Source organism: Tepidiforma sp. (genome assembly GCF_026419595.1).
Taxonomy (GTDB): domain Bacteria; phylum Chloroflexota; class Dehalococcoidia; order Tepidiformales; family Tepidiformaceae; genus Tepidiforma.
Window position 1 is genome coordinate 63,993 of the sequence record NZ_JANZZD010000007.1, and the last position, 25,369, is coordinate 89,361.

Sequence of the window (25,369 nt, forward strand, 5' to 3'; positions counted from 1 at the left end):
CACCCCCTGAGGTGGGGCCGATTCTACGGGCCGGCTTCGAACCAGGCGCGGACCCGGTGGCGCTGGAGCTTGCCGCTCGCGGTGCGCGGGAGTTCGCCGGCGCGGAGCCAGCGGCGGGGAAGCTTGTAGCCCGCCAGCCGGCCGCGCAGCCAGGTCTCGAGGTCGTCCCAGCCGGCCGCGGCGCCGGGTTCGAAGGCGACGGCAGCGGCGACGACCTGCCCCCAGCGGTCGTCCGGCAGGCCGACGACCGCCGCTTCGCGCACCGCCGGGTGGGCTTCGAGCGCGGCTTCGACCTCGGCCGGGTAGACGTTCTCGCCGCCGGAGACGACGAGGTCATCGCGGCGGTCGAGGACGTAGAGGAAGCCCTCGGCGTCGAGGCGGCCGATGTCGCCGGTGCGGAGCCAGCCGCCCCGGACGGTGCGGGCGGTGGCATCCGGGTCGTCGAAGTAGCCGGCGAAGACGGTCGGCCCGGCGACGAGGATTTCGCCCGGTTCGCCGGGGGGCGCATCGACGCCGACGCGGATGGAGAACAGGGGCTTGCCGGCGGAGCCGAGGTGCCCGAGGGCGTCGGCGGGCGGAAGGGTCGTGACCTGGCTGGTCGCTTCGGTCAGGCCGTAGGTCTGGAGCACGGGCAGGCCGCGTGCTGCAGCCCGTTCGAGGAGGTCACGCGAGACGGGACCGCCTCCGACGAGGACCGCCCGGAGCGCCTCCGGGAACGGGTCGGCGTCGGATTCGAGCATCCGGGCGAGCATCGTCGGGACGACCGAGAGGAGGGTGATGCGCTCGCGCCGGAGGGCGCGGTTCACGGCTGCGGGCTCGAAGCCCGGATGAATGACGATGGTCGTGCCCTGGATGAGGGAGCGCGTGGCGATGGAGAGGCCGCCGACGTGGCAGAGGGGCATGCAGGCGAGCCAGCGGTCGCCCGGGTCGACGCCGATGTTGAAGGCCGACGCTGCGGCGCTCGCGAAGAAGTTCTCGAACGTGAGGCGTGCAGCCTTCGGCCGGCCCGTCGTGCCGGAAGTGAACATGAGGATGAAGTCGCCCGTCCACGTCCCGGGCCAGTTTTCAGCGGACGGGGACAGGGCATCCTCGCGGGCCGTCTCGAGGCTGAGCGCGCGGGCGCCGGCCTCTGCAGCGAGGGCCGCGGCCGCGGCGGCGTAGACCGCGTCGTGGAGAAGGGCGCGGGCGCCTAGCCGCCGGACCTGCCAGGCGAGTTCTGCGTGCGACAGGCGCCAGTTGAGCGGCGCGAGCTGAACGCCGGCCCGGGCCGCGCCGAAGACTGCAGCCACGAACGCGTTCGAATTCGCCGCGAGCAGCGCCGCCCGGTCGCCCGGCTCGAGGCCGGCGCCCAGCAGGAGGGCCGCGACGGCCGACGCGCGGCGGTCGAGTTCGGCGAAGGACCAAACCTCAGCGCCAAATTCCACCGCGGGGTGTCCGGGGAGGACGGCGGCGCGGTGGGCGAGCCAGTCGAACGCCGGGGACTCACCCGGGGCGCTCACCGCGAGGTCTCCCGGGCGACTGCGAGACGGGGAACGACGCCGGCCGGCGGCAGCGCGATGGACCCCGCGGCCGGCCGCGGCACGCCTTCGACGAGGTCGTCGGCGACGGCGAGGGCGGTCGCCAGCCCGTGCGCCGTGCCCGGAGAGCCGAAGGCCGCGGCGAACTCGAGCACAGCGGCGTACCCCGCCCCGGACTCGAACGCGCCGGTGACGATGACTTCGATGCCGGCCGCGCGCGCGGTGCGCGCCAGCCGGGCCGCAGCCGCGAGGCCGAGCTGCGACGGCTTGAGCACGATCGCGTCGCAGGTTTTCGCGGCAACGAGGGCGGCTGCACCGGAGCCGGCGAGGGACTCATCGAGGGCGATACGGAGACCATTGCGCGCCCGCAGCGCCGCGAGGCGGCCCGGCTGCGCGGCTTCCGCGGGGGAAACCGGCTGCTCCACGAGGTCCACGTCTGCGTCGCGCAGGGCGGGGGCAAGGACAAGGAACTCCTCGCCGGGCCACGCGCCGTTGGCGTCGAGCCGCAACCGGACCCGGGAGCCGAGACGTTCGCGGAGGCTGCGGAGCAGTTCGAGGTCGCGGTCCCGGCCGAGCCCGACCTTCACTTTGAGGACGGCGTAGCCCTCGGCGGCGGCCAGCTCGGCCTGCTCCAGCGCGGCGGGGACGTCGGCGGCGTCGACGAGTGCGTTGACCGCGAGGCTGGAGGGGCGCGGCCTGTTCGGTTCGAGCTGCGCCGAAAGCGGGAGGCCTTGCTGCTGCGCGGCGAGGAACCCGACGGCGCTCTCGAGGGCGAACGCCGCGGGCCCGGGCAGCAGCCAGGCGGCCGCCGTGTGCCGTTGGTAGAGGTCCGCGGGCGCGGCGCCGGCGAGCGCGGGCAGGACCTCGCGGAGGGCCGCGACCGCCGCATCGAGCGGGTCACCCGGGCCGGGCAGCGGACAGCAATCGCCGAGCGCCGACCGCCCCTCCGCGTCGGTGAGCTCGAGGAGCACGCCTTCCCGGGAGCTGAAGCCGCCGCGGGCGTCTGTGTGCGGCGCGGCGAGCTGCAGCCGGTACGGCACGAGCCGGGCAGCGGCGATGGACGTCACGGCCTTCGGGGGAACTTCGCGAAGTCGGAATAGGCGGGCTCGCGCTTTTCGAGGAAGGCGTTGCGGCCCTCCTTCGCCTCGTCGGTCATGTAGAAGAGCATGTTGGCGTTGTGGGCGAGCTCGGTGATGCCGACCATGCCATCGAGCTCGGCGTTGAACGCCGACTTGAGCATACGGATGGCGAGCGGGCTCATCTTCAGGATTTGCTTCGCCCAGCGGACGCCTTCAGCCTCGAGCTCCTCGAGGGGGACGACGGCGTTGACGAGGCCCATCTCGAGCGCTTCGCGGGCGTCGTACTGGCGGCAGAGGTACCAGATTTCGCGGGCCTTCTTCTGGCCGACGTTGCGGGCGAGCTGGATGGCGCCGAAGCCGCCGTCGAAGCTGCCGACCTTCGGGCCGGTCTGGCCGAAGCGGGCGTTCTCGGCGGCGATGGTGAGGTCGCAGATGACGTGGAGGACGTGGCCGCCGCCGATGGCCCAGCCGGCGACCAGGGCGATGACGGGCTTCGGGATGGAGCGGATGAGCTTGTGGAGGTCGGTGACGTTGAGGCGCGGGACGTTGTCTTCGCCGACGTAACCGCCGTGGCCGCGGACGCGCTGGTCGCCGCCGGAGCAGAAGGCGCGGCCGCCCTCACCGGTGAAGAGGATGACGCCGACCTCCGGGTCTTCGCGGGCGCGGGAGAAGGCATCGATGAGTTCGAACGTCGTCTTCGGGCGGAACGCGTTGTGGACCTCGGGCCGGTTGATGCTGATGCGGGCGATGCCTTCGGCGCGCTGGAAGATGATGTCGTCGTACTCGTGGACGGTCTGCCAGTCGATCGCAGTCACAGGTGAGCCTCCAGTGGGAGATGGGCGGATTCGGCGAGGAAGCGGGTCACGGCGGCTGCCGTTTCGGCCGGGGCCTCGAGCTGGGCAGCGTGCCCGGCGCCGGGGATGGTCTCCGCCCGCGCATGCGGCGCGAGCGCGGCCATCGCCGCAGCGGCCTGCACGTATTTTGTGTCGAGCTCTCCCGCGAGCGCGAGAAAGGGGACGCGGAGGTCCCGGAGCGCGCCGTGGAACGGCGGCTGCGCGCCGGCTCCCATGCCGCGGAGGCTGTTTGCGAGGCCGCGCGGCCGGTTGGCGAGGCGGATGGCGCGCTGGGCGTCGCGGACGTCGGCGGGCAGCCGCTCCTGCGTCGCCCAAAGGGGGAGCGATTCCCAGTAGACGACGAACGCCTCGATGCCTTCGCGTTCGATGCGGTCGGCGAGCGCCTCGTCGGCGAGCCGGCGCGCCGCGCGCTCAGATGCGTCGGCGATGCCGGGCGACGCGCCGATCGTGACGAGGGCGGAGACCGCACCCGGGTGGAGGCAGGCGACGGCGATGGCGGTGCGGCCGCCCATCGAGTAGCCGAGCCACGGGGCCTGCTCGACGCCGCAGGCGCGCACGGCGGCGACGGCATCGCCGGCCGCAGCTTCGATGCGGTACCGGCTCACGTCATCCGGGGCGTCGGATTCGCCGTGCCCGACGATATCGACCCCGATGCAGCGGAACGAGCGGCCGAGCAGCCGCCCGAACTCACCCCAGGCGCGGGAGGAGCCAGTGAAGCCGTGGAGCACTACGAGGGGCGGCCCCTCGCCCCAGGTTTCGACGTTCAGGCTGAAGCCGGGGGCCAGCTCGACGCGGGTCACCGGCCGAACACTCCTGCGGCCGCATGGCCGGCGGCCTCCCAGGCGCGGCGGTGCATGGCAACGTTCTCCGCCCGGTCGGTTGTGAGTTCGAGGACAGCGGGTCCGCCGCGCTCCAGCCACCCCGCCACCTGCGCGCGGAAGCCGGGCCAGCTTTCGACCCGCGCTGCGGGCAGGTCGAAGAGCGCGGCCGCTCGGCAGACGTCGATCCGCGGCGGTGTCGCGAACCAGCGCTCGAACCGCGCTTCGTGCGCGGCCTGCGGGAGATAGTGGAAGATGCCGCCGCCGTCGTTGTTCACGACGACGATGAGGAGCGGAGGCGCGTACTCCCGGGCCAGCCAGAGCGCGTTGAGGTCGTGGAGGAACGACACATCGCCCACGACGACCACCGTCGGGCGCCCGGCAGCGGCAGCGCCGGCGGCGGTCGAAACGACCCCATCGATGCCGTTCGCGCCGCGATTCGCGCTGATGTCCAGCGGGGCTTCGCGAAGCCCGAAGAAATCGTCGAGGTCGCGGACTGGCATGCTGTTCCCGGCGACGAGCGCAGCGCCAGCCGGCAGCGCCTCGCGAAGCTCGAAAAAGACGCGGCCCTCGAAGGCGCCGTCCTCCTGCCGGCAGGCGGCGTCGAGGGCCGCGCGCGCTTTGCGGTCGGCGTCCAGCCAGGCGGCGCACCAGCCGGGCTCGGCCACGGTGCGGGCATCGCTGAGCGCGGCTGCGACCTGCCCCGGGTCGCCCGGGAGCACCACAGGGACGACGCCGTTCGGCTCCCGGAAGCCGCCGGGGAGGTCGACCAGAATTTGTGGGACACCTGCGAGGGACGCGAGGAACTGGTTGAGCACTTTCGACGTCGGCGGCGCACCAAACCGAAGCACGAAATCGGGCATCGGCGGCGCTACCGTCCGCATCCAGCCGTCGTACGCGTCGAGCACCGGGGCATCCGGGCCGACGCCCGCGCGCAGGCCGCTGAGCGGGTCGGCGAGGACGGGCGCCTCGAGCGCCCGCCCGAGGGCGACGAGCGGCTCCAGCGGCAGGCCGCCGGTCTCGGGACCGGCCACGATGAGCGGGCGGCGGGCTTCCCGCAGGAGCCGCCTGGCGTCCTCGAGCGCCGCCGTGCCGGGCGGATGGCCGGGACGCGCCAGCGGACCCGCCAGGGGACGCCAGTCGGCAGGGTGGTCGGCAGGGGGTTCGACGAGCGGCTCCTCGAAGGGGGCATTGACCTGCACCGGGCCGGGAAGTCCAGCGAGCGCCATGCTCACGGCCCGGCGGCCGGCGACCTCGAACGCCGGGGCGTCGGACGGACTCGCAGGCGCGGGGAGGTCGACCGACCAGCGGACATGGCGGCCGAAGAGGTGGACCTGGTCGATGGTCTGGGCCGCGCCGAGGTCACGCAGCCGCGGCGGCCTGTCGGCGGTGAGCGCGATGACCGGCACGCGCGAGAGGTTCGCCTCGGCGATGGCCGGGAAGAGGTTCGCGACCGCGGTGCCCGACGTGCAGGCGATGGGCACCGGTGTGCCCGTCGCGCGGGCTAAGCCAAGCGCAAAAAAGCCCGCCGACCGTTCGTCGATGACGAGACGCGGGCAGATGACGTCCTGGTCGGCGAGGGCGAAGACGAGGGGCGTCGACCGGCTGCCGGGGGTGACGACGGCATGGCGGACGCCGGCGCGGGCGAGCCCCTCGACGAGCGCGCGGGCGGCTGCGGTGTTGGCGCGGGCGATGCTCACCGGGCGATGACTCCCCGGAGGGCATCGAGCTTGGATTCGATTTCGTCGAGTTCGGCGTGCGGGGTGGAATCGTCTACGATGCCGGCCCCCGCGTACAGCCGCGCGGCGCCGCTGCTGAGCAAGGCGGTGCGAAGGCCGACGACGAATTCGCCGTCCCCGGCGGGGTCGACCCAGCCGATGGGGCCGGCATACCAGCCGCGGTCCATCCCTTCGAGGCGGCGGATGGCGTCGAGGGCCGCGGGGCGCGGCCAGCCGCCGACGGCCGGGGTGGGGTGGAGCCGTTCGACGAGGTCGAGGAGGCCCGCGCCCGGCGCGAGCCGGCCGGTGATCGGCGTATAGAGGTGCTGGATATTGGCGAGCTTCATCACGGACGGCTCAGGCGGGACGTGCAGTCCGCTGACCAGCTCGCCCGCTTCGCGCAGGATCGCCTCGACGACCAGGCGGTGCTCCCAGCGCTCCTTCGGGCTGCCAAGGAGGTCGAGCTCGAGCTGGCGGTCGAGGTCGGGGGACGCGCCCCGGCGGCGCGAGCCGGCGAGCGAGACGAGCTCGACCCGCCCGGCGCTCACGCCGGCGAGCGGCTCGGGGCTCGCGCCGAGCCACGTGCTGCCGCCTGCGCGGAAACTGAAGACGCAGCAGGTCGGGAAGGCAGCGGCGAGCCGGGCGAGGACGTCGGCCGGGGTGACGCCGCCGAGCGGGGCGCTTCGAGACCCCGCGAGGACGACTTTCTCGTAGCGCCCGGCGCGGATTTCCCGCACGGCCTCGGCGATGGCGCCGGCGAGCGTCTCCCGGTCGGCCTCACCAGCGGGCGAGGCGGGCGCCTCCTGCGGCAAGGGGAAGTCGCCGGCGCAGGCGATGCCGGACCAGCGGTCGCCCTCTCGAATGATGGTGATGGCCGGGAGGAGCACCTGCCAGCCGCCGAACACGTCCCAGAGCGGGTCGCGGTGCGGTGCGCCGGGGTCGAAGCTGGCGCCGGCGAAGATGAGCGGCCGGACGGCGGTGCTGGCGACGTCCAGGCGCTGCAGCAGGTCGGTGACTGCGTTGCGGGCCGCCGCGAACCCCTCGCCGCGGGGACCGGCGATGCGTACCGCTACCCCGAGCCCGAAGACGTGCAGGCCGCGGGAGGGACGCTCCCAGGTCACGGCAGCGTGTTCGCGGAGCCAGCGCTCGCCGCGCGCGCGGTACCACGCGACGGTCGCGGGGGAAAGCGGCGTCACGGTGATTCGGCCGGGCGCCGCTGCGGGGCGAGTCGTCGAGGGAGCAGACATCGGCCGTTGAACTTCTTTCTGCGGGGTTCGACAACAGGCTACCGCCCGGGGGCGCTACGGGCTGTACGTGGGCTCACCCCGCCTGGCCGAGGCCGGCGCGCGCGGCGTCGCGGCAGCGGAGGGCACGCTCTATGTCGTCGACGAACTCGAGCACCGTGCGGCGGAGGAGCACCTGATCCCCTGCCCGCTCGAGGAGCTGCCGGGCACGCTCGATGACCGGCTTCTCGACGCGGTAAGCGGGCGCGAGGTTGCGGAAGAAGTCGGTCGCGAACTCCTTGTCGCGCTCGGCGAAGACCGTAGGGACGGCATCGAAGAAGCGGTCGACGTAGGGTTCGAGCAGGGCCCGCTGGTGGCGCCAGTTGAAGCCGGACATGGCTGCAGCGGTGAGGTAGAGCGAGCCGTAGCCCTCGCCGAGGAACTTCGCCCAGGCGGCTTCCTTCACCGCAGGGTCGGGTGCCGACGTCTCGGCGCGGAGGCGGGCGCGGACACCGCGGTCCGAGGGGTCGCGCGCGGTCTCGGCGGCAAGCCGCTCAGCGGCCCCGGGCAGCCCGTAGGCGACGGCCTTCGCGGCGATGGCCCAGCGCATCTCCTGGTCGATGAGGAGACCGGGCACGGTGATCGCTCCATCGGCAAGGCGGCAGAGGGTTTCGACGTCGGGGGCCGTCGCAGCGGCGCCGATGAGCGTCCGGGCCCAGAGTTTCTGCAGGTCGCCCTGCGGAGCCTCGCGAAGGGCGGCGAGGGCGGCTTCGAAGAACTGGCGGGCCTCGGGCTCGATCGCCTCGTCGGGCACGTACCGGCCGAGCGCGAGGAGCGCGTTCGAAGTGACCGCTTCGAGCAGCTCGGGGTGGTGTTCGCGCGGCGCCTTCTCCCGGACGAGGGCGAGGTAGCGGAGCGACGAGAGCTGCTGGTCGCGGACCATGTTCCAGAGCGATGCCCAGAGCTGCAGGCGGAGCAGCGTGTCGTCGACGCGGTCGATGTGGGCGAGCACGTACTCGAGTGAGACCGGGTCGAGCGCGACTTTGCAGTAGCCGTGGTCGCCGTAGTTCGGGAAGACGAAATCCGGCCGCGGCAGGCCGACGGCTTCGGGGAGCTCGGCGCGCGGGCCGCTGATAGAAGCCGGCAGGACGGTGACGCGGAGGCCGGCTTCCTCTTCACGGGCGAGCCCGACGTCGAGGCGGTGCGGGCGGAGGTAGGGATAGTCGGCGGGCGCGGTTTGCTCGAGCGCGAGGGAGGCGACGCGGTCGCCTTCGACGGTCCAGCGGGCGGCGATGGTGTTGAGGGAGGGGGTTTCGAGCCAGAGTCGTGCCCATTCGGCGAGCGGTGTGCCGCTGCCGCGCTCGACGGCGGCGAGGAAGTCGGCGAGCGTGGCGTTGCCATAGGCGTAGCGGCGGAAATACTCCCGCATGCCTTCGCGAAAGCCTTCGAGGCCGACGGCCGCGACGAGCTGCTTGAGGACGGAGGCGCCTTTGCCGTAGGTGATGCCGTCGAAGTTCAGGAACGTCTGGTCCGTGTCCTCGACGGTGCCGGCGATGGGGTGGGTCGTCACGAGCTGGTCCTGCCGGTAGGCCCAGTTCTTGATGGACGAGGCGAAATCGAGCCAGCCGCTATCGAACTTCGTGGCCTGGTCCATGCAGAGGTAGGACATGTAGGTGGCGAAGCTCTCGTTCAGCCAGAGGTCGTTCCACCAGCGCATCGTGACGAGGTTGCCGAACCACATGTGCGCCATCTCGTGGAGGACGACTTCGGCCCGGGAGCGGCGCTGGTTCGTGGTGGGCGGGTCGCGGAAGACCATGTATTCGTTGTGGGTGACGCAGGCGACGTTCTCCATCGCCCCGGAATTGAACTCGGGCACGAACACCTGATCGTACTTGCCGAACGGGTAGGCGACCCCGAAGAAGTCGGCGTAGAAGTCGAGGCCTTGCTTCGAGACTTCGAAGATTTCGTCGGCGTCGAGGTAGCGGGCGAGCGACTTTCGGCAGAAAAGCCCGAGGTCGGTGTCGCCGTGGCGGTCGCGGACGACGTAGTAGGGGCCGGCGACGAGCGCGAAGAGGTAGGTGGAGAAGCGCTTCGTCGGCTGGAACGCCCAGCGGCGGCGGCCGTCGGGAGCGGCTTCGACCGAGGCCGGGGCGGTGTTGTGGATGAGCTCCCAGCCGGCAGGGGCGGTCACGGCGAGGCGATAGGTGCCCTTGATGTCGGGCTGGTCGAACTGCGGGAAGAGGCGGTGGCTCTCGTAGGGTTCGAAGTTGGTGTAGAGGTACTCCTCGCCGTCTTCGGGGTCGATGAACTGGTGGAAGCCGTCGCCCTCGTGGTCGTAGTCGTTTTCGTAGACGATGCGGACCGTATTCGAAGCCGCGAGCGCCTCGGCGGGGAGCCAGAGTCGGTAGCCGTTCCAGCGGAGGGATTCGATGACCCGGCCGTTGACGTCGAGCCGCTCGATGTGGCGGCCGCGGAAGTCGAGGAAGAGGTCGCCTTCGCCCGCGAGGTCGAAGCGGAGGGTCGCATCGCCTCGGTAGCCGGGAGCGCCGGCGGTGAGGTCGAGGTCGAGGACATAGTCGCAGGCGCTGACGCGGGCGGCGCGGGCCTCGGCTTCGGCCTGCGTGAGCACATCGCGCGGGGTCTCGTCCGGGGAATTCGGTGCGGGGTCGTTCGCCATCTTGGGCTCCAGCGCGGCCCGGTGCCGCTCTCAAAAGGATGACGGAGAGCAGGGTAGGCGATTTTCCGCAGTGAGGCACGGGAAAACGGCATGGGGGACTGGCGGAGCGAGCGGCGCGGTGACCCATTTCGTGAACCGGGGTACAATCCGGCCGACCCCAGCGCAGGTGGCCGCACGCCTATGTCCCACATCCCCGCCGTCAATGCCCTCATCACCGCGATCAACTTCGACCGGTTCGCTGAAATCGAGGCGCGCCACCGGCCCGATGCGGTGTTCCAGTCGTTCCGCGGGCCGACCCTGCGCGATTCGGTGGCGATTGCCGACTGGCACCGCGAGTTCCTGCGGGACTACCAGGACTGCAACTACGCCGACCTCGAATACATCGAGGAAGGCAATGCCGTGGCGGTCCGGGCGACGATCGAGGCGAAGGGCTACGACTGGCGGCCGTTCACCCAGCGGGTCATCGAAATCTTCGAGTTCGAGAGCGAGGACGAGGAGGAGGTGGCGCGGCGCCGCCTGTACGCGACGCTGCGGGACATCACCCTCGACAAGCCGGCAACGGCGGCGCTGAACGACGCACTCGGCTACCGGGGCGGCAGCACCTCGCAAACGCGGCAGGTCGTGCAAGGCTTCTACGATGCGCTGCTGGCGGGCGACCGGGATGCGGCGCTGGAGAAGCTGTCGCCGAAAGCGACGGTCATCGACGGGGTCTACGGGGTGGTGACCGGGCCCGAGAACGTGCTCGGGCTGCTGGCCTCGATCCCGATGCCGGCCTTCGGCAAGCTCCGGGTGACGAACCTGATGGCGGGCGACCACATGGCGATGGTCGAGCTCGCGATCGACCCGGCGCGGCCGCGCTTCGCCGACTGGGTGCGGCTGGTCGACGGCAAGATCCAGGTGATCGAGGGGTACGCGATGCTGCGCGAGCTCGGCATCAACCCGTACGAGAACTACGCGCAGGACCGGCACCAGCGCCGGGTCATCATGCCGGCCTGATCCCCGGCTCCCGCCCGGGCGGGGGCGCTCTTCCGCCTCTCCTGACATTTTCCGCGAGGTGAGCCTGCCATGGCCAAGATGTACTACGACGACGACGCCGACCTGAGCCTGCTCAACGGGCGGAAGATCGCCATCATCGGGTTCGGTTCGCAGGGGCACGCGCATGCCCTCAACCTGCGCGACAGCGGCTGCGACGTCATCGTCGGGCTGTACCCGGGCTCGAAGTCGCGGGCTGCTGCTGAGGCGGCGGGCCTCCGCGTGGCGAGCGTGGAAGAGGCGGCGCGCGAGGCGGACATCATCATGATCCTCGCGCCGGACCAGGTGCAGAAGCAGATCTACCAGGCGGGCATCGAGCCGAACCTCTCCGAGGGCAAGATGCTGATGTTCGCCCACGGGTTCAACATCCACTTCCAGCAGATTCAGCCGCCGCCGTTCGTCGACGTGACGATGATCGCGCCGAAAGGGCCGGGCCACCTCGTGCGGCGGGTGTACACGGAGGGCGGCGGCGTGCCCTGCCTCGTCGCCGTGCATCAGGACGCGAGCGAAGTAGCGCTCCAGCTGGCGCTGGCCTACGCGAAAGGCATCGGCGGCACCCGCGCAGGCGTGCTGGAGACGACCTTCCGCGAAGAGACGGAGACCGACCTCTTCGGCGAGCAGGTGATCCTCTGCGGCGGGCTGTCATCGCTCATCAAAGCGGCCTACGAAACGCTGGTCGAGGCGGGCTACCAGCCGGAGAGCGCGTTCTTCGAGACGATGCACGAGCTGAAGCTGATCGTCGACCTCATCTACGAGGGCGGGCTCTCGCGGATGCGGTACTCGATCAGCGACACGGCGGAGTACGGCGATTACACGCGCGGGCCGCGGATCATCACCGACCAGACGCGCGCGGAGATGAAGAAAATCCTCCGGGAGATCCAGACCGGCCAGTTCGCGAAGGAGTTCATCCTCGAGAACATGGCGGGCCGGCCGCATTTCCTCGCGACCCGGCGGCTGGAGGCCGAGCACCCGGTCGAGAAGGTCGGCGCAGAGATGCGCGCCATGATGAGCTGGCTGAACAAGCCGAAGGACTGACCCGGCGCGCAGCGCGGCAGCGGAGGTGCCCGGTGGAGTTCGACACGGCGACCCTCGTGGGCGCGTTCGACCGGGCGGGCATCGTCGCGTTCGCGTTTTCCGGCGTCGAAGTCGGCGCGCGGCGCAACCTGGACGTGTTCGGGCTGCTGGTGATGGGCGTCGTCACCGCGACGGGCGGCGGCGTCATGCGCGACGTCATCCTCGACCGGCTGCCGCTGATCCTCGCGCACCCGGACTACCTCGCCTGGGCCGTCGGGGGCGCGATTGCGGCGGTCGTGCTCATCTGGCGGCGGGCGCGCTACCCCCGCTTCGTGCTTCGGATTGCGGAAGCAGGCGGGCTGGGAGCGTTCGCGGTCGCGGGGGCGCTGACGGCGATCGGGGCCGGGCTGGGCTGGAGCGGTGCGATGCTGATGGCGATCGTGACGGCGGTCGGCGGCGGGGTCATCCGCGACCTGCTCGCAGACCGCGTGCCCGTCGTGCTGCATAGCGAGGTAAACGCCACGGCGGCGGGTCTCGGCGGGCTGGCGACGTGGGCGGTGTACAGCCAGTCGAACAGCGTGGCGGCCCTGTTCGGGCTTTCGGTGGCGGCGCTGGTGTACTCGGCGGGGGCGGCGTTCGACCTGCGGCTCCCGCGGCCGGGGGGCCGCGGCGGGGTGAGGCGGTGAGCCGCGCGGTTCCGTTTTGGGTGGCCGGGGCGTAGGATGGAAAAGAGAACTTTCGGCGAGATTTGCGCCGGGGTATCACCCGTGTCATCTCGTATGACCGCCCTGGAGATATTACATGCTGGCGATAACTGCGATTATCGTCGGCCTCGTGGGGTTGCTGGTTGGTGCGGGGGCGGGCGTCATGTACCGCCGCCGCGTTACCGGGACATCGCTGCAACAGGCGGAGGAACAGGCCAGCCGGATCCTCGCTGAGGCCGAAACGCGACAGAAGGAGCTCCTGCTCCAGGCAAAAGAAGAGACCCTCGCGCTCCGGAATTCGCTCGAAGCGGAGATGAAGGAGCGCCGGGCGGAGATTTCGCGCATCGAGCAGCGGCTCGCGCAGAAGGAAGAGAACCTCGACCGGAAGCTGGAGACGCTCGAGCGGCGTGAGCAATCGCTGCGCGAGCGCGAGGCGCAGATCGAGCAGCTGCGGGCTGAAGCCGAGGAGCTTCGGCAGCGGCAGGCGACCGAGCTCGAGCGGGTGGCGAACCTCTCGGTCGACGAGGCGCGGCAGCAGTTGCTCGCCGCCGTCGAGGTCGAAATCCGCGAAGAGGCATCCCGCCGTGTGCGCGAGATGGAGAAGGAGGTCGAGGCGACGGCCGCGCAGCGCGCGCGGAAGATCCTCGCGACGGCCATCCAGCGGTACACCTCCGAGGTGACGGCCGAGACGACCGTTTCGGTGGTGCCGATCCCGAGCGACGACATGAAGGGCCGGATCATCGGCCGCGAGGGCCGGAACATCCGGGCGATCGAAGCCGCGACCGGCGTCGACCTCATCATCGACGACACGCCGGACGCCGTGACGGTGAGCGCGTTCGACCCGGTGCGGCGGGAGATCGCGCGGCAGGCGCTGACGATGCTCGTGCAGGACGGCCGCATCCACCCGACGCGTATCGAGGAGGCCGTGAACCGCGCCCGGCGCGACGTGGAAGCGACGATGATGGAGGCCGCGGAGGCTGCCGCGGTCGAGGCCGGGGTCCTCAACCTCCACCCGGAGGTGCTGAAGATCTTCGGCCGGCTGAAGTACCGGACGAGCTACGGCCAGAACGTGATGCGCCACTCGGTGGAGACCGCCCACATCGCGGCGATGATCGCGCAGGAGATCGGCGCGGACGTCGAGGTCGCGCGGGCGGGCGGCTTCCTGCACGACCTCGGCAAGGCGGTGGACCATGAGGTCGAAGGGACGCACGCGCTCATCGGTGCCGACATCGCGCGCCGGTTCAAGGTGAAGGAAGCCATCGCGCACTGCATCGAAGCCCACCACGAAGAGGTGGAGCCGCGGACCGTCGAGGCGATCATCGTGATGATGGCGGACGCGATTTCGGGCGGCCGGCCGGGCGCGCGGCGGGAGTCGCTGGAGGCGTACATCAAGCGGCTGGAGACGCTCGAGAACATCGCCAAGAGCTACAAGGGCGTGGAATCGGCGTTCGCCATCCAGGCCGGGCGCGAAGTGCGCGTCATCGTCAAGCCGGAGCTGGTAGACGACCTCGAAGCGATGCGGATCGCGCGAGACGTGAGCCAGAAGATCGAGGAGACGATGGAGTACCCGGGCCAGATCAAGGTCACGGTGGTCCGGGAGACGCGTGCGACCGAGTACGCCCGGTAGCGCGGCGATGCGGCTGCTCTTCCTCGGCGACATCGTTGGCAGCGCCGGGCGCGAGGCGGTTATTCGCACCGTGCCCAGGCTGCGGGACGAACTGAAGCTCGATTATGTCATTGCGAATGGCGAGAACTGTTCGGGCGGGAAGGGGCTCATCCCCCGGCACGCGGACGAGCTGTTCGCGGCGGGCGTGGATGTCATCACCGGTGGAAACCACACCTTCCAGCACCGGGAGCTGTACCCCTACCTCGAATCGACGCCCGGCATCACGCGGCCCCTGAACTACCCGCCGGGCGCGCCGGGGCGTGGCATTGCCGAATGCGGCGACCTCGTCGTCATCAACCTGATCGGCCGGGCGTTCATGCCGGCGGAATACGACGACCCGTTCCGCGCCGTCGATGTGGCGCTCGCCGGGATGCCGGCGAACCGGTTCATCGTGGTCGACTTTCATGCGGAGGCGACGAGCGAGAAGCAGGCGATGGGCTGGCACCTCGACGGGCGCGCCACGTTCGTCGTCGGGACGCATACGCACGTCCCGACGGCAGACTGCCGGCTGCTGCGGTACGGGACGGCGTACTGCACCGACGCGGGGATGTGCGGGGCGAAGGATTCGGTGATCGGCGATGACATCCAGGCGGTGCTGAACCGGTTCCTGACGCAGATGCCGACCCGGCTGGTCCCGGCCGAAGGCCCGGCCGTCATCAACGGTGTGCTGGTCGAGGCCGACGACCGGACGCGCCGGGCGGTGCGCATCGAGCGGGTCGACCGGGAGGTGTGTTGATGGCGATCGGCGATTTCCACCTGCATTCGACCGCATCGGACGGGGTGCAGACGCCGACCTGGGTGATGGAGCGGGCGGCGGCGAACGGCGTACAGGTGCTTTCGCTGACCGACCACGATACGACCGACGGCCTGGAGGAGGCAGCAGCCGCGGCGCGGCGGCTGGGCCTGCGGCTCATCCCGGGGGTGGAAATCAGCACCGAGGTCGGGAAGGCGGATGTCCACCTGCTGGGCTTCGGCTTCGACCCTTCGGGGCCGCGGCTGCAGGAGTTCTTCCGCTGGCAGCGCGAAGGGCGGCTGGCCCGGGTGGAGAAAATCGTGGGCATCCTGCGTGACCACGGGATGCCGCTGGAGACGCAGCGGGTGCTCGAGATCGCGGGCGAGGCGACCGTCGGGCGGCCGCACGTGGCGCGGGCGCTCGTCGAAAAGGGGTACGTCGCCAGTGTGCAGGAGGCGTTCGACCTGTGGCTGGGGAACGGCAAGCCGGCGGACGTGAACCGGGAGAAGCTGGACCCGCAGGACGCCATCGCCATCATCCACGAGCACGGCGGGGTGGTGTTCGTCGCGCACCCGGTGTTCATCGGCGAAAACTACGTCGACGTGATCCGCATGCTCCGGGGCCTCGGCGCGGACGGGATCGAGACCTACTACAAGCACTACCTGCCGGAGACGGTCGCGCGGCACGCCGCGCTGGCGCAGGAGCTGGGCATGGCGGCATCGGGCGGGAGCGACTTTCACGGGCTGGGCAACCCGGATGACCGGGACATCGGCGATATCCCGTTCCCCGACGAGCGGGTGCGGGAATTCGTGGAGTTCATCGACGCGAACTGCGCCTGCGGCGCCATCGAGGTGTGACCATGACCATCGACATCGAGGAGATCGAACGGATCATCCCGCACCGGTACCCGTTCCTGCTGGTGGACCGGGTCATCGAAATCGAGGATGGCCATCGGGGCGTCGGCATCAAGAACGTCACGGCGAACGAATGGTTCTTCGAAGGCCACTTCCCGGGGCGGAAGATCATGCCGGGCGTCCTCATCGTGGAGGCGCTCGCGCAGGTCGCGGCTGTCACGCTGCTCCGGGGGACCGACACGGGCGGAAAGCTGCCGCTGTTCGGGGGGATCGAGCAGCTCCGCTTCCGGCGGCCGGTCGTCCCCGGCGACCAGCTGCGGCTCGAATTCGAGCTGGAGAAGATGCGGGGGCCGGTCGGCAAGGGACGGGTCCGTGCGACGGTTGACGGGCAGGTTGCGGCCGAGGGGACGATTACGTTCGCGCTCGCGGACCCGGCGGGGGCCTGAACTCCCGGGTGGTATACTCGAACGAGGAGTGAAACGTCGCGGCGGTCCGCCCATGGCGGGCCGTCATCGTGTTCGGGAGTTCGATGGACGAGACGGTGCTCGCGCAGCTGGAGCGGGTGAACGCCCGCTTCGATGAGCTCACGGAAGAGATGGGCCGGCCGGAGGTTGCCGCCGATTTCGAGCAGGTCAGCCGGCTCGCGAAGGAGCGCGCGGAGATCGAGCCGATCGTCGAGGTGTTCCGGCAGTACCGGGCGGCGCAGGAGGCGGCGAAAGAGGCGCGCGCGCTGCTGCAGGACGGCGACGCCGAGATGAAGGAGCTGGCCCAGGCGGAGCTGGAGGACGCCGAGCAGCGGATGGAGCAGCTCGAGGGACAGCTGCGGCGGATGCTCCTGCCGAAGGACCCGCGCGACAGCCGGAACGTCATCGTCGAAATCCGCGCGGGGGCGGGCGGCGAAGAGGCGGCGCTCTTCGCGCACGAGCTCTACCGGATGTACCAGCGGTACGCCGAGCGGAAAGGCTGGCAGACGGAAATCCTGAGCGCGTCGGAATCGGACAAGGGCGGCTTCAAGGAAGTGGTGTTCGAGGTTCGCGGCGAGGGCGCGTATTCGCGGCTCAAGTACGAAAGCGGCGTCCACCGCGTGCAGCGGGTGCCCGAGACGGAGGCGCAGGGGCGAATCCACACGTCGACGGCGACGGTGGCGGTCCTGCCTGAGGCGGAAGAGGTGGACGTCGACATCGACGAGAAGGATTTGCGGGTCGACATCTTCCATTCCTCCGGCGCGGGCGGCCAGAACGTCAACAAGGTGGCGACGGCGGTGCGAATCACGCACATCCCGACCGGCATCGTGGTGGTGTGCCAGGACGAGCGTTCCCAGCTGAAGAACCGGATCAAGGCGATGACCCACCTCCGGTCGCGGCTGTACGACCTCGAACAGCAGAAGCAGGAAGCGGAGCTGACGGCGAGCCGCCGGAGCCAGGTCGGCACGGGCGACCGGAGCGAGAAGATCCGGACGTACAACTTCCCGCAGGACCGGATCACCGACCACCGCATCGGCCTGACGGTGCACAACATCTCCCAGCGGCTGGACGGCGACCTCGACGACATCATCGATGCGGTCGCGACGGCGGACGAGGCTGCCCGGCTCGAAGCGATGGCATGAACGCGCGGGAGATCGCCGGGGCGGCCGCACGGCGGCTGGAAGCCGCGGGGCTGGAGGACGCCCGCTTCGAGGCCGAAGTCCTCGTCCGGGAGGCGGCCGGCGTGTCGCGGGCGGCCTACTTCGCCGGCGCCGTGCTCGACGGGGAGGCGCGTGCGCGGCTGGAGCTCTGGCTCGGGCGGCGCGAACGGCGGGAGCCGCTCGCCTACATCACGGGCTGGCGCGAATTCTACGGCCGGCGCTTCGCCGTCGGGCGCGGCGTGCTGGTGCCCCGGCCGGAGACGGAGCTGCTGGTCGACGTCGGGCTCGACGCGGTGCGCGGCGACCCCCGAGCGGTCGTGCTGGAGGTTGGGACCGGCAGCGGCGCAGTCGCGGTCTCGGTCGCTGCGGAAGCGCCTGGGGTGACGGTCATCGCCACGGAGGTCAGCCCCGACGCGCTCCGGTTCGCCGCGCTGAACGCTGCCGCGCACGCGCCGGGCGTCGGGCTGGTCCAGTGCGACCTCGCGGCGGCCATCCGGCGAGCGGACGTCGTGCTGGCGAATCTGCCGTACATCCCGAGCGGCGAGATCGATGCCCTCGAGCCTGAGGTGAGCGCCTGGGAGCCGCGCGTCGCGCTCGACGGCGGAGCGGACGGACTCGGGCTCATCCGCGCGCTCATCGCCGATTGCGCGGAGCGGCTGCGGCCGCGGCTGCTCGCGCTGGAGGTCGGCTTCGGCCAGGCCCGGGCGGTCGCGGAGGCGGGGCGCAGCTTCGGCGCGGAGGTCTCGACGCTGCGAGACCTCGCGGGCATCGATCGGGTGGTGTGCCTCCGGTGGGCGTGAAGCTCGTCGCCCTCGACATCGACGGGACGGTCATCCCGCCGGGCAACGGGCACGGCGACCACGTCCCGCCGCCGCGGGTGCGCGAGGCCGTGCGTCGGCTGACCGCGGCCGGCATTTATGTCGTACTGGCGAGCGGCCGGATGTTCCCGGGAACGCTGCGGGTCGCCAGGGAGCTGCGGCTGCTGACGCCGGTGGTGTGCCAGCAGGGGTGTTCGGTGCACCGGCTGGACGGGGAGATGCTCCACGTCTTCCCGATCGACCGCGGGACGGCGATCGAGGTCATCGATTACGCGCGGTCGATCGGGCGGGACTACGAGTGGTTCAACCCGGTCCGCTACCTGGCGAGCGCGCCGTCGGAGGCGACTCGGCGGTACGGCGAGGTGAGCGGCATCGAACCGGAGTACCGGGCCGACCCGGAGCATTCGGGGGTCGTCCCGACCGGCGTGGGCATCATCTCGGACGCTGCGTGGGCGCCGGGCATCCACCGGGAGCTGACAGCGCGCTTCGGCGACCGGCTGCACGTGCTCGATTTCCCGGAGGTGACCGTCGCCGTCGCGCCGGAGGCGAACAAGGGCCACGCGCTCTCGCTGCTGTGCGAGGACTGGGGCATCGACCGGCACGAGGTGGCCGCTGTCGGGGATTCGGTCAACGATGCCTCGATGCTCGCGTGGGCGGGTCTCGGCGCGGCGATGGCGCACGCGGACCGGTACGCGCTGGACGCTGCGGACCTCGTGCTGGACCCGGGCGAGGCGGGGCTGGCGGCGTTCCTCGAGTCGCTGGCGCGCTAGCTGGGGTCGATGCGGTGCCAGGTGCGCATGAGCACGAGGCCGATGCCGAACACGGCGAGCAGGAGCGCGCCAACGGGGAGGATGGTCCCGGACCAGTCGATGCCGGCGCCGGACTCGGTGCCGGACGGCGGGGCCGCCTGCTGACCGGTCAGGGCGCGGACACGCTGGAGGAGGTCCGCTTCTGCGACCGGCGGGGTCTCGCCGTCGGCGCGGAGGGCCGTGCCATCGCGGAGGACGAAGAGGGCGGAGGCCGCAGGCCAGTGTGCGCCGCCGCCCTCCGTGGAGAGGAAAGCGAGCACCCGGGCGCCGCGCGGGATGGCGGCGGGCGCGCACGAGGGCGGCGTGGCTGCGTCAGCGAAGCGGATGGCCTGGCGCGTCACCGTGCCTTTGAGGAACGATTCCGGGGCGAGCTCCGGCAGCTGGGCGGCGTCGCGGACTTCCGCGATGACGATGAGGTTGGCGGCGAGCACCGCGGGCTCGAGCGCCGACGGGTCGGCTTCGATACACGGACCGGCGGCCCCGGCCGGGTGGGCCGGGACCGCCAGCAGGAGCGCGAACGCGAGCGCGATGCTAGGTGCCAGCCTGCGCAAACTGGTAGATCTTGCCTTCCGTCTTGATGGCCGGGGCGATGACCATTTCGGCCTGCTGGAACTCGCGAATCGTGCGGGCGCCGCACATGCCCATGGCGGTGCGGAGCGCGCCGACGAGGTTCTCGGTGCCGTCGGTGCGGCTGGTCGGGCCGTAGAGGAGCTTCTGGAGGGTGGTGTTGACGCCGACGGCGACGCGGGTGCCGCGCGGCAGGTGGGCATGGGGCGTGGCCATGCCCCAGTGGTAGCCCCGGCCCGGCGCCTCGGTGGTGGCGGCGAACGGCGAGCCCATCATGACCGCGTCGGCGCCGGCTGCGAAGCACTTGCAGACGTCGCCGCCGGTCCGGATGCCGCCGTCGGTGATGATCGGGACGTACCGGCCGGATTCGCGGAGGTAGTAGTCGCGGGCGGCCGCGCAGTCGATGGTCGCCGTGACCTGCGGTACGCCGATGCCGAGGACTTCGCGGCTGGTGCAGGCCGCGCCGGGGCCGACGCCGACGAGGACCGCGGCGACGCCGGTGCGCATCAGTTCGAGCGTGGCTTCGAAGCCGACAGTGTTGCCCACGACGACGGGGATGTGGATTTCCTTGAGCAGCTTTTCGAAGCGGAGGCCTTCGATGCTGGTCGACTCGTGCCGGGCGGTCGTTACCGTGCTCTGGACGACGAGGATGTCGGCGCCGGCTTCCTGGATGAGAGGCGCCCAGCGCTTCGTGTTCATCGGGGTGACGGAGACGGCCGCGACGGCGCCACCGGCCTTGATCTCCTGGATGCGGCGATGGATGAGGTCTTCGCGGATGGGCTGCTGGTAGGCGTGCTGGAGGAGGGCGGTGGCCTCATCGCGGCTGACCGACGCGACTTCCTGCAGGATGGCGCCCGGGTCGTCGTACTTCGTCCAAACGCCTTCGAGGTTGAGGACGGCGAGGCCGCCGGCCTTATGCATCGCGATGGCGAAGGAGGGGTCGACGACGGCGTCCATCGCGGAGGCGATGAAGGGGATCGCGAAGTGGTGCGGGCCGATATCGAGGCCGAGCTGGGTGAGCTCGGGGTTGATGGTCACGGTGCCGGGAACGATGGCGACTTCGTCGAAGCCGTAGGCGCGTCGGAGCTGCTTGAAGGTGGGAGCGGGCTGGTCCCCTTGCGGGTACGGCGCGGGGCCGCGCTCCGGCTCATCGGAGGCGGCGGAGGAGAGGTTGACGGCAGTACTCAATTCAGCGCAATCCCGGGGCTAGAATTGCGGCCTGGCAGCGGCCGCGGCGTTGTCATCGAGTGTAGGAGGGGCAGGTTGACGGGTCAACACAATTCGGATTCGGCGGTGTCGCTTATGTGCAATAGCTCGGATTGGCTGGCTCGATGACGGCGTGGCATCCCGGGCTCTATGTCGTCGCGACCCCGCTCGGGAATCTCGAGGACCTTTCGCCGCGGGCGAAAGCGGCGTTCCAGACCGCGTCGCTCATCGCGGCGGAGGATACGCGGGTGACCGGCCGGCTGGCGCGGGCGGCCGGGAGCACGGCGCGGCTCATCAGCCTGACGGAGTTCAACGTGCGGGAGCGGACACCGGAGGTGCTCGCCGCCGCTGTCGAGGGCGTCGCCGTGCTGGCGAGCGACGCCGGGACACCCGGCGTGTCGGACCCGGGGGCGCGGCTGGTGGCGGCAGCGCACGCGGCCAGGGTGCGGGTCGTGCCCGTTCCGGGGCCTTCGGCGCTGGCCGCGGCGATCTCGGTCGCTGGCTTCGATTCCGCGGTCACCGTCTTCGCCGGGTTCCTGCCGCGGAAGCAGGGCGAACGCCGGGCGCGGCTGGCCGAACTGGCCGGGCCGGACCGGATGGTCGTCTGCTTCGAGTCGCCGGGGCGCGTCACAGCGCTGCTGACTGACGCGGCGGAGGTCCTCGGCGACCCCGAGGCGGTGGTCTGCCGCGAGCTGACGAAGCTGCACGAGGAGGTCGTCCGGGGGCGCGCCTCGGAACTGGCGGAGCGGTTCCGCGATGCCCGCGGCGAGGTCACGGTCGTCATCGGGCCGGCCGAACCTCGAACTGCAGGCTCGCACGCTGACGCGGCGGCCCTGCTCGCGGCGTTCCGGCGGGCGGGGGCGCGGCGCTCGGCTGCCGCGGCCGAGGTGGCGCGGCTGACGGGCGCGGACCGCTCGGCGCTCTACGCGCTGTGGGAAGGGCCCGGCGGGGACGGCGAAGCGTGACCCTGTGGTAGCATGGGCGGGAGACTCCTCCCCAGGTGCACCGTGCCCGACCGCGTTCTCGTCTGCGTCGCGTGGCCGTACGCGAACTACCTGCTGCACGTCGGCCAGGCGGCCGGCGCGTACCTGCCGGCCGACATCTTCGCCCGTTACCAGCGGCTGCGAGGGCGGGACGTGCTCATGGTCTCCGGGTCGGACTGCCACGGGACGCCGATCACGGTCACGGCGGACCGTGAGGGCATCACGCCGCGGGAGGTGGTGGACCGGTACCACCCGAAGATCCTCGAGGTGTGGGAGCGGTTCGGCATTTCGTTCGACCTGTACACCTCGACGCTGACCGAGAACCACTACGCCGTGACGCAGGACGTGTTCCTGCGGCTGCTGGAGCAGGGCTACCTCTACCGGCGGACCGACGAGTACCTGTTCGACCCGGAGGTCGGGCGATTCTTGCCGGACCGGTACGTCGAGGGCACGTGCCCTTCCTGCGGATTCACCGAAGCGCGCGGCGACCAGTGCGACAACTGCGGCAAGACGCTCGACGCGACCGAGCTGCGCGACCCGCGGAGCAAGCTGAGCGGGGCGCGGCCGGTGTTGCGGCCTTCGGAACATTTCTTCCTGAAGCTCTCGGCGTTCGAAGAGCCGCTGAAAGAGTGGGTGGGGCGGCAGCCGCACTGGCGGCGGAACGTGCAGAACTTCACCCTCGGGATGCTGAATGAGGGGCTGAAGGACCGGGCCATCACGCGGGACATCTCGTGGGGCGTGCCGGTGCCCGTGCCGGGCTACGAGGACAAACGTATCTACGTCTGGTTCGACGCGGTCATCGGCTACCTGTCGGCGAGCAAGGAATGGGCGGCAGCCTCCGGCGACCCTGAGGCGTGGCGGCCGTTCTGGCAGGATGGAGCGACGCGGTCGTACTACTTCATCGGGAAGGACAACATCCCGTTCCACACGATCATCTGGCCGGCGATGCTGCTCGGCTACGGCGGGCTGAACCTGCCCTACGACGTGCCGGCGAACCAGTACGTGAACTTCGCTGCCGGGCAGAAGCAGAGCAAGTCGAAGGGCACCGGGACATGGATGCTCGACCTGCTCGACCAGTACGACGCGGACGTCATCCGCTTCTACCTGACGACGATCATGCCGGAGAGCAACGACAGCGTGTTCAGCGAAGACGAGCTCATCCGCGCGAACAACGACGTCCTCATCGCGACGTGGGGCAACCTCGCCAACCGGGTCATCTCGATGATTCACCGGAACTTCGAGGGGGTCGTGCCGGCGGTCGAGCGACCGTCACCCGAGAGCACGGCGCTGCTTGCGGAGTGCGAGGCGATGTTCGACGCCGTGGGCGATGAGTTCGAGCGGTGCCATTTCCGCGGCGGCCTGCAGACGGCGCTCCAGCTCGCCCAATCGGCGAACAAGTACCTCGACGAGCGGGCGCCGTGGAAGGCGGTGAAGGAGGACCGCGGGCACGCAGCGGAGACGCTGGCGACCGCGCTGGACGCGATCAACGCGCTGAAGGTGCTGCTCCACCCGGTGCTGCCGTTCTCGACGGAGCGGCTGCACGGCGACCTCGGGCTGCCGGGGACGGTGCGGGATGGCGGCTGGCGGTTCGCCCGGGTCGCCCCGGGGACGCAGCTCCAGCCGGCGCGGCCGCTGTACACGAAGATCGAAACGCGCGAGGCCGCCGGGACGTGACGGCCGCGCTCTTCGACACCCACGCTCACCTGACGGACCCGAAGCTCGCTGCCGAGGCCGACGCGGTCATCGCGCGGGCGGCTGCGGCCGGGGTCGGCGAGGTGCTGACGCTGGGCTACGACCTGCCGTCGAGCGAGGCGGCGGGCGAGCTGGCTCGGCGCTTTCCCGGGAAGGTCTACGCCGGCGTCGGGCTGCACCCGCACGAAGCCGACACGAACTGGGAGGCGCTGCTGCCCCGCCTGCGCGAGCTGGCGGCGGACCCGGCGGTGGCGGCGGTCGGAGAGCTGGGGCTCGACTTCTACCGGGGCTGGTCGGGCGAAGCGCGGCAGCGGGCGCTGCTCGCGGCGCAGCTCGAGCTGGCGCTGGAGGTGCGGAAGCCGGTCTGCGTGCACTCGCGCGGCGCCGAGACGGCCATCCTCGCGCCGCTTCGGGAGTTCGCGGCCGCGGCAGCCGCGCGAGGGATGGCGACGCCCGGCGTCATGCACTGCTTCGGCGGGACGCTCGAGGAGGCGATGCCGTTCGCCGATCTCGGCTTTCTCGTGTCCATCGCGGGCCCGGTCACCTACCCGAAGAATGACCAGACTCGGGCCGTCGCAGCCGGGTTGCCAGCGCGCTCACTTGTGATCGAAACCGACAGTCCGTACCTTCCCCCTCAAGGGATGCGCGGAAAGAGGAACGAACCGGCCTTCATCGTCGAAACCGCCCGGGCGGTGGCGGCAGCCCGCGGCGTCTCCTTCGAGGAGGTCACGGCGCTGACCACGGACAACGCGCGGCGGCTGGTCGCGGCGGCCGTCAGCGGGGCTTCGCGGCGATGACGGCGACGCAGGTGACGGCGCTCTACGGGCCGGTCGCCGAGGACATGATCCTCGTCGAGGACCTGCTCGAGTCGACCAAGAACGTCGACCTTCCGCCGCTCAAGCGGATGCTCGACCATGCGCTGGAGGCGCGGGGAAAGCGGCTCCGGCCGGCGCTCGTGCTGCTTGCGGGGCATCTCGGCGATTACAACCTGAACCGGCTCGTGCCGCTCGGCGCGGCCATCGAGCTGCTGCACACGGCGAGCCTCGTCCACGACGATGTCGTCGATGGGGCGACGAGCCGGCGCGGGCGGCCGACCGCGAACGCGGTCTTCGACAACGCGCTGACGGTGCTGCTCGGCGACTACATGTTCGCGAACGCGGCCGAGATGGTGACGCGCACCGGCAGCCTCGCGGTCACGCGGCTGTTCGCGCTCGCGCTGATGAAGATGACGAGCGGGGAGCTGGACCAGGACGCGGCCGCGTTCGACGCCGGGAAGGACGTGCAGCACTACCTGTGGCGCATCGGCGGCAAGACGGCAGCGCTGTTCGCGAATGCGACCGAAGGCGGCGCGATGCTGGCGAACTGCGACGAACGCACGGTCGAGGCGATGCGCACCTACGGTTACAGCTTCGGCATGGCGTTCCAGATCGTCGACGACGTGCTGGATTTCGTGGGCGACGAGGCGGTGATGGGCAAGCCGGTCGGCAGCGACCTGCTCGAGGGGACGATCACGCTGCCGGGCCTGCTGTTCCTCGAACGGTACCCGAAGGACAACCCGATTCGGCGGTTCATCCTCGCGCGGCGGGACCGCGAAGCCCGGCTGCGGGAGGCGATCGAGGCGGTCCGCAATTCGGACTGCATCGAGGCCTCGATGGAGATGGCGCGGGACTACATCCGCCGGGCGCAGGAGGCGATTGCCTTCCTCCCCGAATCGGAGACGAAGCGCTGCCTCATCGACCTCAGCGACTACGTGCTGACGCGGAAGAGCTAGCGGCGCAGCG

The 25,369-nt window shown here is 71.0% G+C and carries 23 protein-coding genes; 14 read left to right on the forward strand and 9 right to left on the reverse strand.

Annotated features, from left to right (window positions below; translation table 11 throughout):
* Nucleotides 1–23: 23 nt before the first annotated feature.
* The 7 genes from menE to pepN all read right to left on the reverse strand — a co-directional run bounded on the left by menE (nucleotide 24) and on the right by pepN (nucleotide 9,886).
* Nucleotides 24–1,499 carry an o-succinylbenzoate--CoA ligase gene (menE, locus tag N2041_RS05695; protein WP_297676701.1) on the reverse strand — a complete coding sequence of 492 codons (1,476 nt, stop codon included), beginning with the start codon at nucleotides 1,497–1,499 and terminating at the stop codon, nucleotides 24–26.
* Nucleotides 1,496–2,584, reverse strand: a complete 1,089-nt coding sequence (locus N2041_RS05700; RefSeq protein ID WP_297676702.1) for a mandelate racemase/muconate lactonizing enzyme family protein — start codon at nucleotides 2,582–2,584, stop codon at nucleotides 1,496–1,498. Before N2041_RS05700 ends, menE begins: the two co-directional genes overlap by 4 nt.
* Entirely contained in the window at nucleotides 2,581–3,402 is an 822-nt protein-coding gene (menB, locus tag N2041_RS05705) for a 1,4-dihydroxy-2-naphthoyl-CoA synthase (protein ID WP_297676788.1), read from the reverse strand. Before menB ends, N2041_RS05700 begins: the two co-directional genes overlap by 4 nt.
* A gap of 5 nt (nucleotides 3,403–3,407) precedes the next feature.
* Nucleotides 3,408–4,250, reverse strand: coding sequence for a 2-succinyl-6-hydroxy-2,4-cyclohexadiene-1-carboxylate synthase (gene menH / locus N2041_RS05710; RefSeq protein ID WP_297676704.1), 843 nt, complete (start codon nucleotides 4,248–4,250; stop codon nucleotides 3,408–3,410).
* On the reverse strand, nucleotides 4,247–5,968 hold the full coding sequence (gene menD / locus N2041_RS05715; RefSeq protein WP_297676706.1) for a 2-succinyl-5-enolpyruvyl-6-hydroxy-3-cyclohexene-1-carboxylic-acid synthase: 1,722 nt from the start codon (nucleotides 5,966–5,968) through the stop codon (nucleotides 4,247–4,249). Before menD ends, menH begins: the two co-directional genes overlap by 4 nt.
* Nucleotides 5,965–7,182: an isochorismate synthase MenF gene (locus tag N2041_RS05720; protein WP_297676708.1), complete on the reverse strand. Its 1,218-nt coding sequence runs from the start codon at nucleotides 7,180–7,182 to the stop codon at nucleotides 5,965–5,967. The genes menD and N2041_RS05720 overlap by 4 nt, the downstream gene beginning before the upstream one ends.
* A 124-nt stretch (nucleotides 7,183–7,306) precedes the next feature.
* The gene (gene pepN, locus N2041_RS05725) at nucleotides 7,307–9,886 is read right to left on the reverse strand and encodes an aminopeptidase N (RefSeq protein ID WP_297676711.1); all 2,580 of its coding nucleotides are present in this window, start codon (nucleotides 9,884–9,886) and stop codon (nucleotides 7,307–7,309) included.
* Between the two features lie 180 nt (nucleotides 9,887–10,066).
* Here pepN and N2041_RS05730 point away from each other — a divergent pair, with 180 nt between their 5' ends.
* From N2041_RS05730 to N2041_RS05775, 10 genes are all read left to right on the forward strand, one after another.
* Nucleotides 10,067–10,882, forward strand: a complete 816-nt coding sequence (locus tag N2041_RS05730; protein WP_297676713.1) for a nuclear transport factor 2 family protein — start codon at nucleotides 10,067–10,069, stop codon at nucleotides 10,880–10,882.
* A gap of 69 nt (nucleotides 10,883–10,951) precedes the next feature.
* Nucleotides 10,952–11,953 carry a ketol-acid reductoisomerase gene (gene ilvC, locus N2041_RS05735; RefSeq protein ID WP_297676715.1) on the forward strand — a complete coding sequence of 334 codons (1,002 nt, stop codon included), beginning with the start codon at nucleotides 10,952–10,954 and terminating at the stop codon, nucleotides 11,951–11,953.
* Nucleotides 11,954–11,985: 32 nt separating this feature from the next.
* Nucleotides 11,986–12,618: a TRIC cation channel family protein gene (locus N2041_RS05740; protein ID WP_297676716.1), complete on the forward strand. Its 633-nt coding sequence runs from the start codon at nucleotides 11,986–11,988 to the stop codon at nucleotides 12,616–12,618.
* Nucleotides 12,619–12,733: 115 nt separating this feature from the next.
* On the forward strand, nucleotides 12,734–14,263 hold the full coding sequence (rny, locus tag N2041_RS05745; RefSeq protein ID WP_297676718.1) for a ribonuclease Y: 1,530 nt from the start codon (nucleotides 12,734–12,736) through the stop codon (nucleotides 14,261–14,263).
* A 7-nt stretch (nucleotides 14,264–14,270) separates the two neighbouring features.
* Nucleotides 14,271–15,038, forward strand: a complete 768-nt coding sequence (locus N2041_RS05750; protein WP_297676720.1) for a TIGR00282 family metallophosphoesterase — start codon at nucleotides 14,271–14,273, stop codon at nucleotides 15,036–15,038.
* Complete coding sequence (locus N2041_RS05755; RefSeq protein ID WP_297676721.1) at nucleotides 15,038–15,892, forward strand: PHP domain-containing protein; 855 nt, start codon at nucleotides 15,038–15,040, stop codon at nucleotides 15,890–15,892. Before N2041_RS05750 ends, N2041_RS05755 begins: the two co-directional genes overlap by 1 nt.
* 2 nt (nucleotides 15,893–15,894) lie before the next feature.
* The gene (fabZ, locus tag N2041_RS05760) at nucleotides 15,895–16,335 is read left to right on the forward strand and encodes a 3-hydroxyacyl-ACP dehydratase FabZ (protein ID WP_297676722.1); all 441 of its coding nucleotides are present in this window, start codon (nucleotides 15,895–15,897) and stop codon (nucleotides 16,333–16,335) included.
* Nucleotides 16,336–16,418: 83 nt separating this feature from the next.
* Nucleotides 16,419–17,495: a peptide chain release factor 1 gene (gene prfA, locus N2041_RS05765; protein ID WP_297676723.1), complete on the forward strand. Its 1,077-nt coding sequence runs from the start codon at nucleotides 16,419–16,421 to the stop codon at nucleotides 17,493–17,495.
* Nucleotides 17,492–18,313: a peptide chain release factor N(5)-glutamine methyltransferase gene (prmC, locus tag N2041_RS05770; RefSeq protein ID WP_297676725.1), complete on the forward strand. Its 822-nt coding sequence runs from the start codon at nucleotides 17,492–17,494 to the stop codon at nucleotides 18,311–18,313. Before prfA ends, prmC begins: the two co-directional genes overlap by 4 nt.
* Entirely contained in the window at nucleotides 18,304–19,101 is a 798-nt protein-coding gene (locus N2041_RS05775) for an HAD family hydrolase (protein ID WP_297676727.1), read from the forward strand. Before prmC ends, N2041_RS05775 begins: the two co-directional genes overlap by 10 nt.
* Here the strand turns inward: N2041_RS05775 and N2041_RS05780 are convergent.
* Nucleotides 19,098–19,691 carry a hypothetical protein gene (locus tag N2041_RS05780; RefSeq protein WP_297676729.1) on the reverse strand — a complete coding sequence of 198 codons (594 nt, stop codon included), beginning with the start codon at nucleotides 19,689–19,691 and terminating at the stop codon, nucleotides 19,098–19,100. The two genes, N2041_RS05775 and N2041_RS05780, sit on opposite strands and share 4 nt — an antisense overlap.
* Nucleotides 19,672–20,895 carry a GuaB3 family IMP dehydrogenase-related protein gene (locus N2041_RS05785; RefSeq protein ID WP_297676731.1) on the reverse strand — a complete coding sequence of 408 codons (1,224 nt, stop codon included), beginning with the start codon at nucleotides 20,893–20,895 and terminating at the stop codon, nucleotides 19,672–19,674. The genes N2041_RS05780 and N2041_RS05785 overlap by 20 nt, the downstream gene beginning before the upstream one ends.
* 143 nt (nucleotides 20,896–21,038) lie before the next feature.
* On the opposite strand from N2041_RS05785, the gene rsmI reads away from it, so the two are divergent.
* The 4 genes from rsmI to N2041_RS05805 are packed head-to-tail and all read left to right on the forward strand — an operon-like array spanning nucleotide 21,039 to nucleotide 25,359.
* Nucleotides 21,039–21,878, forward strand: coding sequence for a 16S rRNA (cytidine(1402)-2'-O)-methyltransferase (gene rsmI / locus N2041_RS05790; RefSeq protein WP_297676733.1), 840 nt, complete (start codon nucleotides 21,039–21,041; stop codon nucleotides 21,876–21,878).
* A 42-nt stretch (nucleotides 21,879–21,920) separates the two neighbouring features.
* Nucleotides 21,921–23,570, forward strand: coding sequence for a methionine--tRNA ligase (metG, locus tag N2041_RS05795; RefSeq protein WP_297676735.1), 1,650 nt, complete (start codon nucleotides 21,921–21,923; stop codon nucleotides 23,568–23,570).
* Nucleotides 23,567–24,385: a TatD family hydrolase gene (locus N2041_RS05800; protein ID WP_297676737.1), complete on the forward strand. Its 819-nt coding sequence runs from the start codon at nucleotides 23,567–23,569 to the stop codon at nucleotides 24,383–24,385. The genes metG and N2041_RS05800 overlap by 4 nt, the downstream gene beginning before the upstream one ends.
* Nucleotides 24,382–25,359 carry a polyprenyl synthetase family protein gene (locus N2041_RS05805; RefSeq protein WP_297676739.1) on the forward strand — a complete coding sequence of 326 codons (978 nt, stop codon included), beginning with the start codon at nucleotides 24,382–24,384 and terminating at the stop codon, nucleotides 25,357–25,359. The genes N2041_RS05800 and N2041_RS05805 overlap by 4 nt, the downstream gene beginning before the upstream one ends.
* The last annotated feature ends 10 nt before the right edge of the window (nucleotides 25,360–25,369 follow it).

Bases quoted from the DNA above. Each gene is read 5' to 3' on its own strand.
- pepN (WP_297676711.1), bottom strand. From the start codon at position 9,886: ATGGCGAACGACCCCGCACCGAATTCCCCGGACGAGACCCCGCGCGAT.
- N2041_RS05730 (WP_297676713.1), top strand. From the start codon at position 10,067: ATGTCCCACATCCCCGCCGTCAATGCCCTCATCACCGCGATCAACTTC.
- ilvC (WP_297676715.1), top strand. From the start codon at position 10,952: ATGGCCAAGATGTACTACGACGACGACGCCGACCTGAGCCTGCTCAAC.
- rny (WP_297676718.1), top strand. From the start codon at position 12,734: ATGCTGGCGATAACTGCGATTATCGTCGGCCTCGTGGGGTTGCTGGTT.
- N2041_RS05750 (WP_297676720.1), top strand. From the start codon at position 14,271: ATGCGGCTGCTCTTCCTCGGCGACATCGTTGGCAGCGCCGGGCGCGAG.
- N2041_RS05755 (WP_297676721.1), top strand. From the start codon at position 15,038: ATGGCGATCGGCGATTTCCACCTGCATTCGACCGCATCGGACGGGGTG.
- fabZ (WP_297676722.1), top strand. From the start codon at position 15,895: ATGACCATCGACATCGAGGAGATCGAACGGATCATCCCGCACCGGTAC.
- prfA (WP_297676723.1), top strand. From the start codon at position 16,419: ATGGACGAGACGGTGCTCGCGCAGCTGGAGCGGGTGAACGCCCGCTTC.
- prmC (WP_297676725.1), top strand. From the start codon at position 17,492: ATGAACGCGCGGGAGATCGCCGGGGCGGCCGCACGGCGGCTGGAAGCC.
- rsmI (WP_297676733.1), top strand. From the start codon at position 21,039: ATGACGGCGTGGCATCCCGGGCTCTATGTCGTCGCGACCCCGCTCGGG.
- N2041_RS05805 (WP_297676739.1), top strand. From the start codon at position 24,382: ATGACGGCGACGCAGGTGACGGCGCTCTACGGGCCGGTCGCCGAGGAC.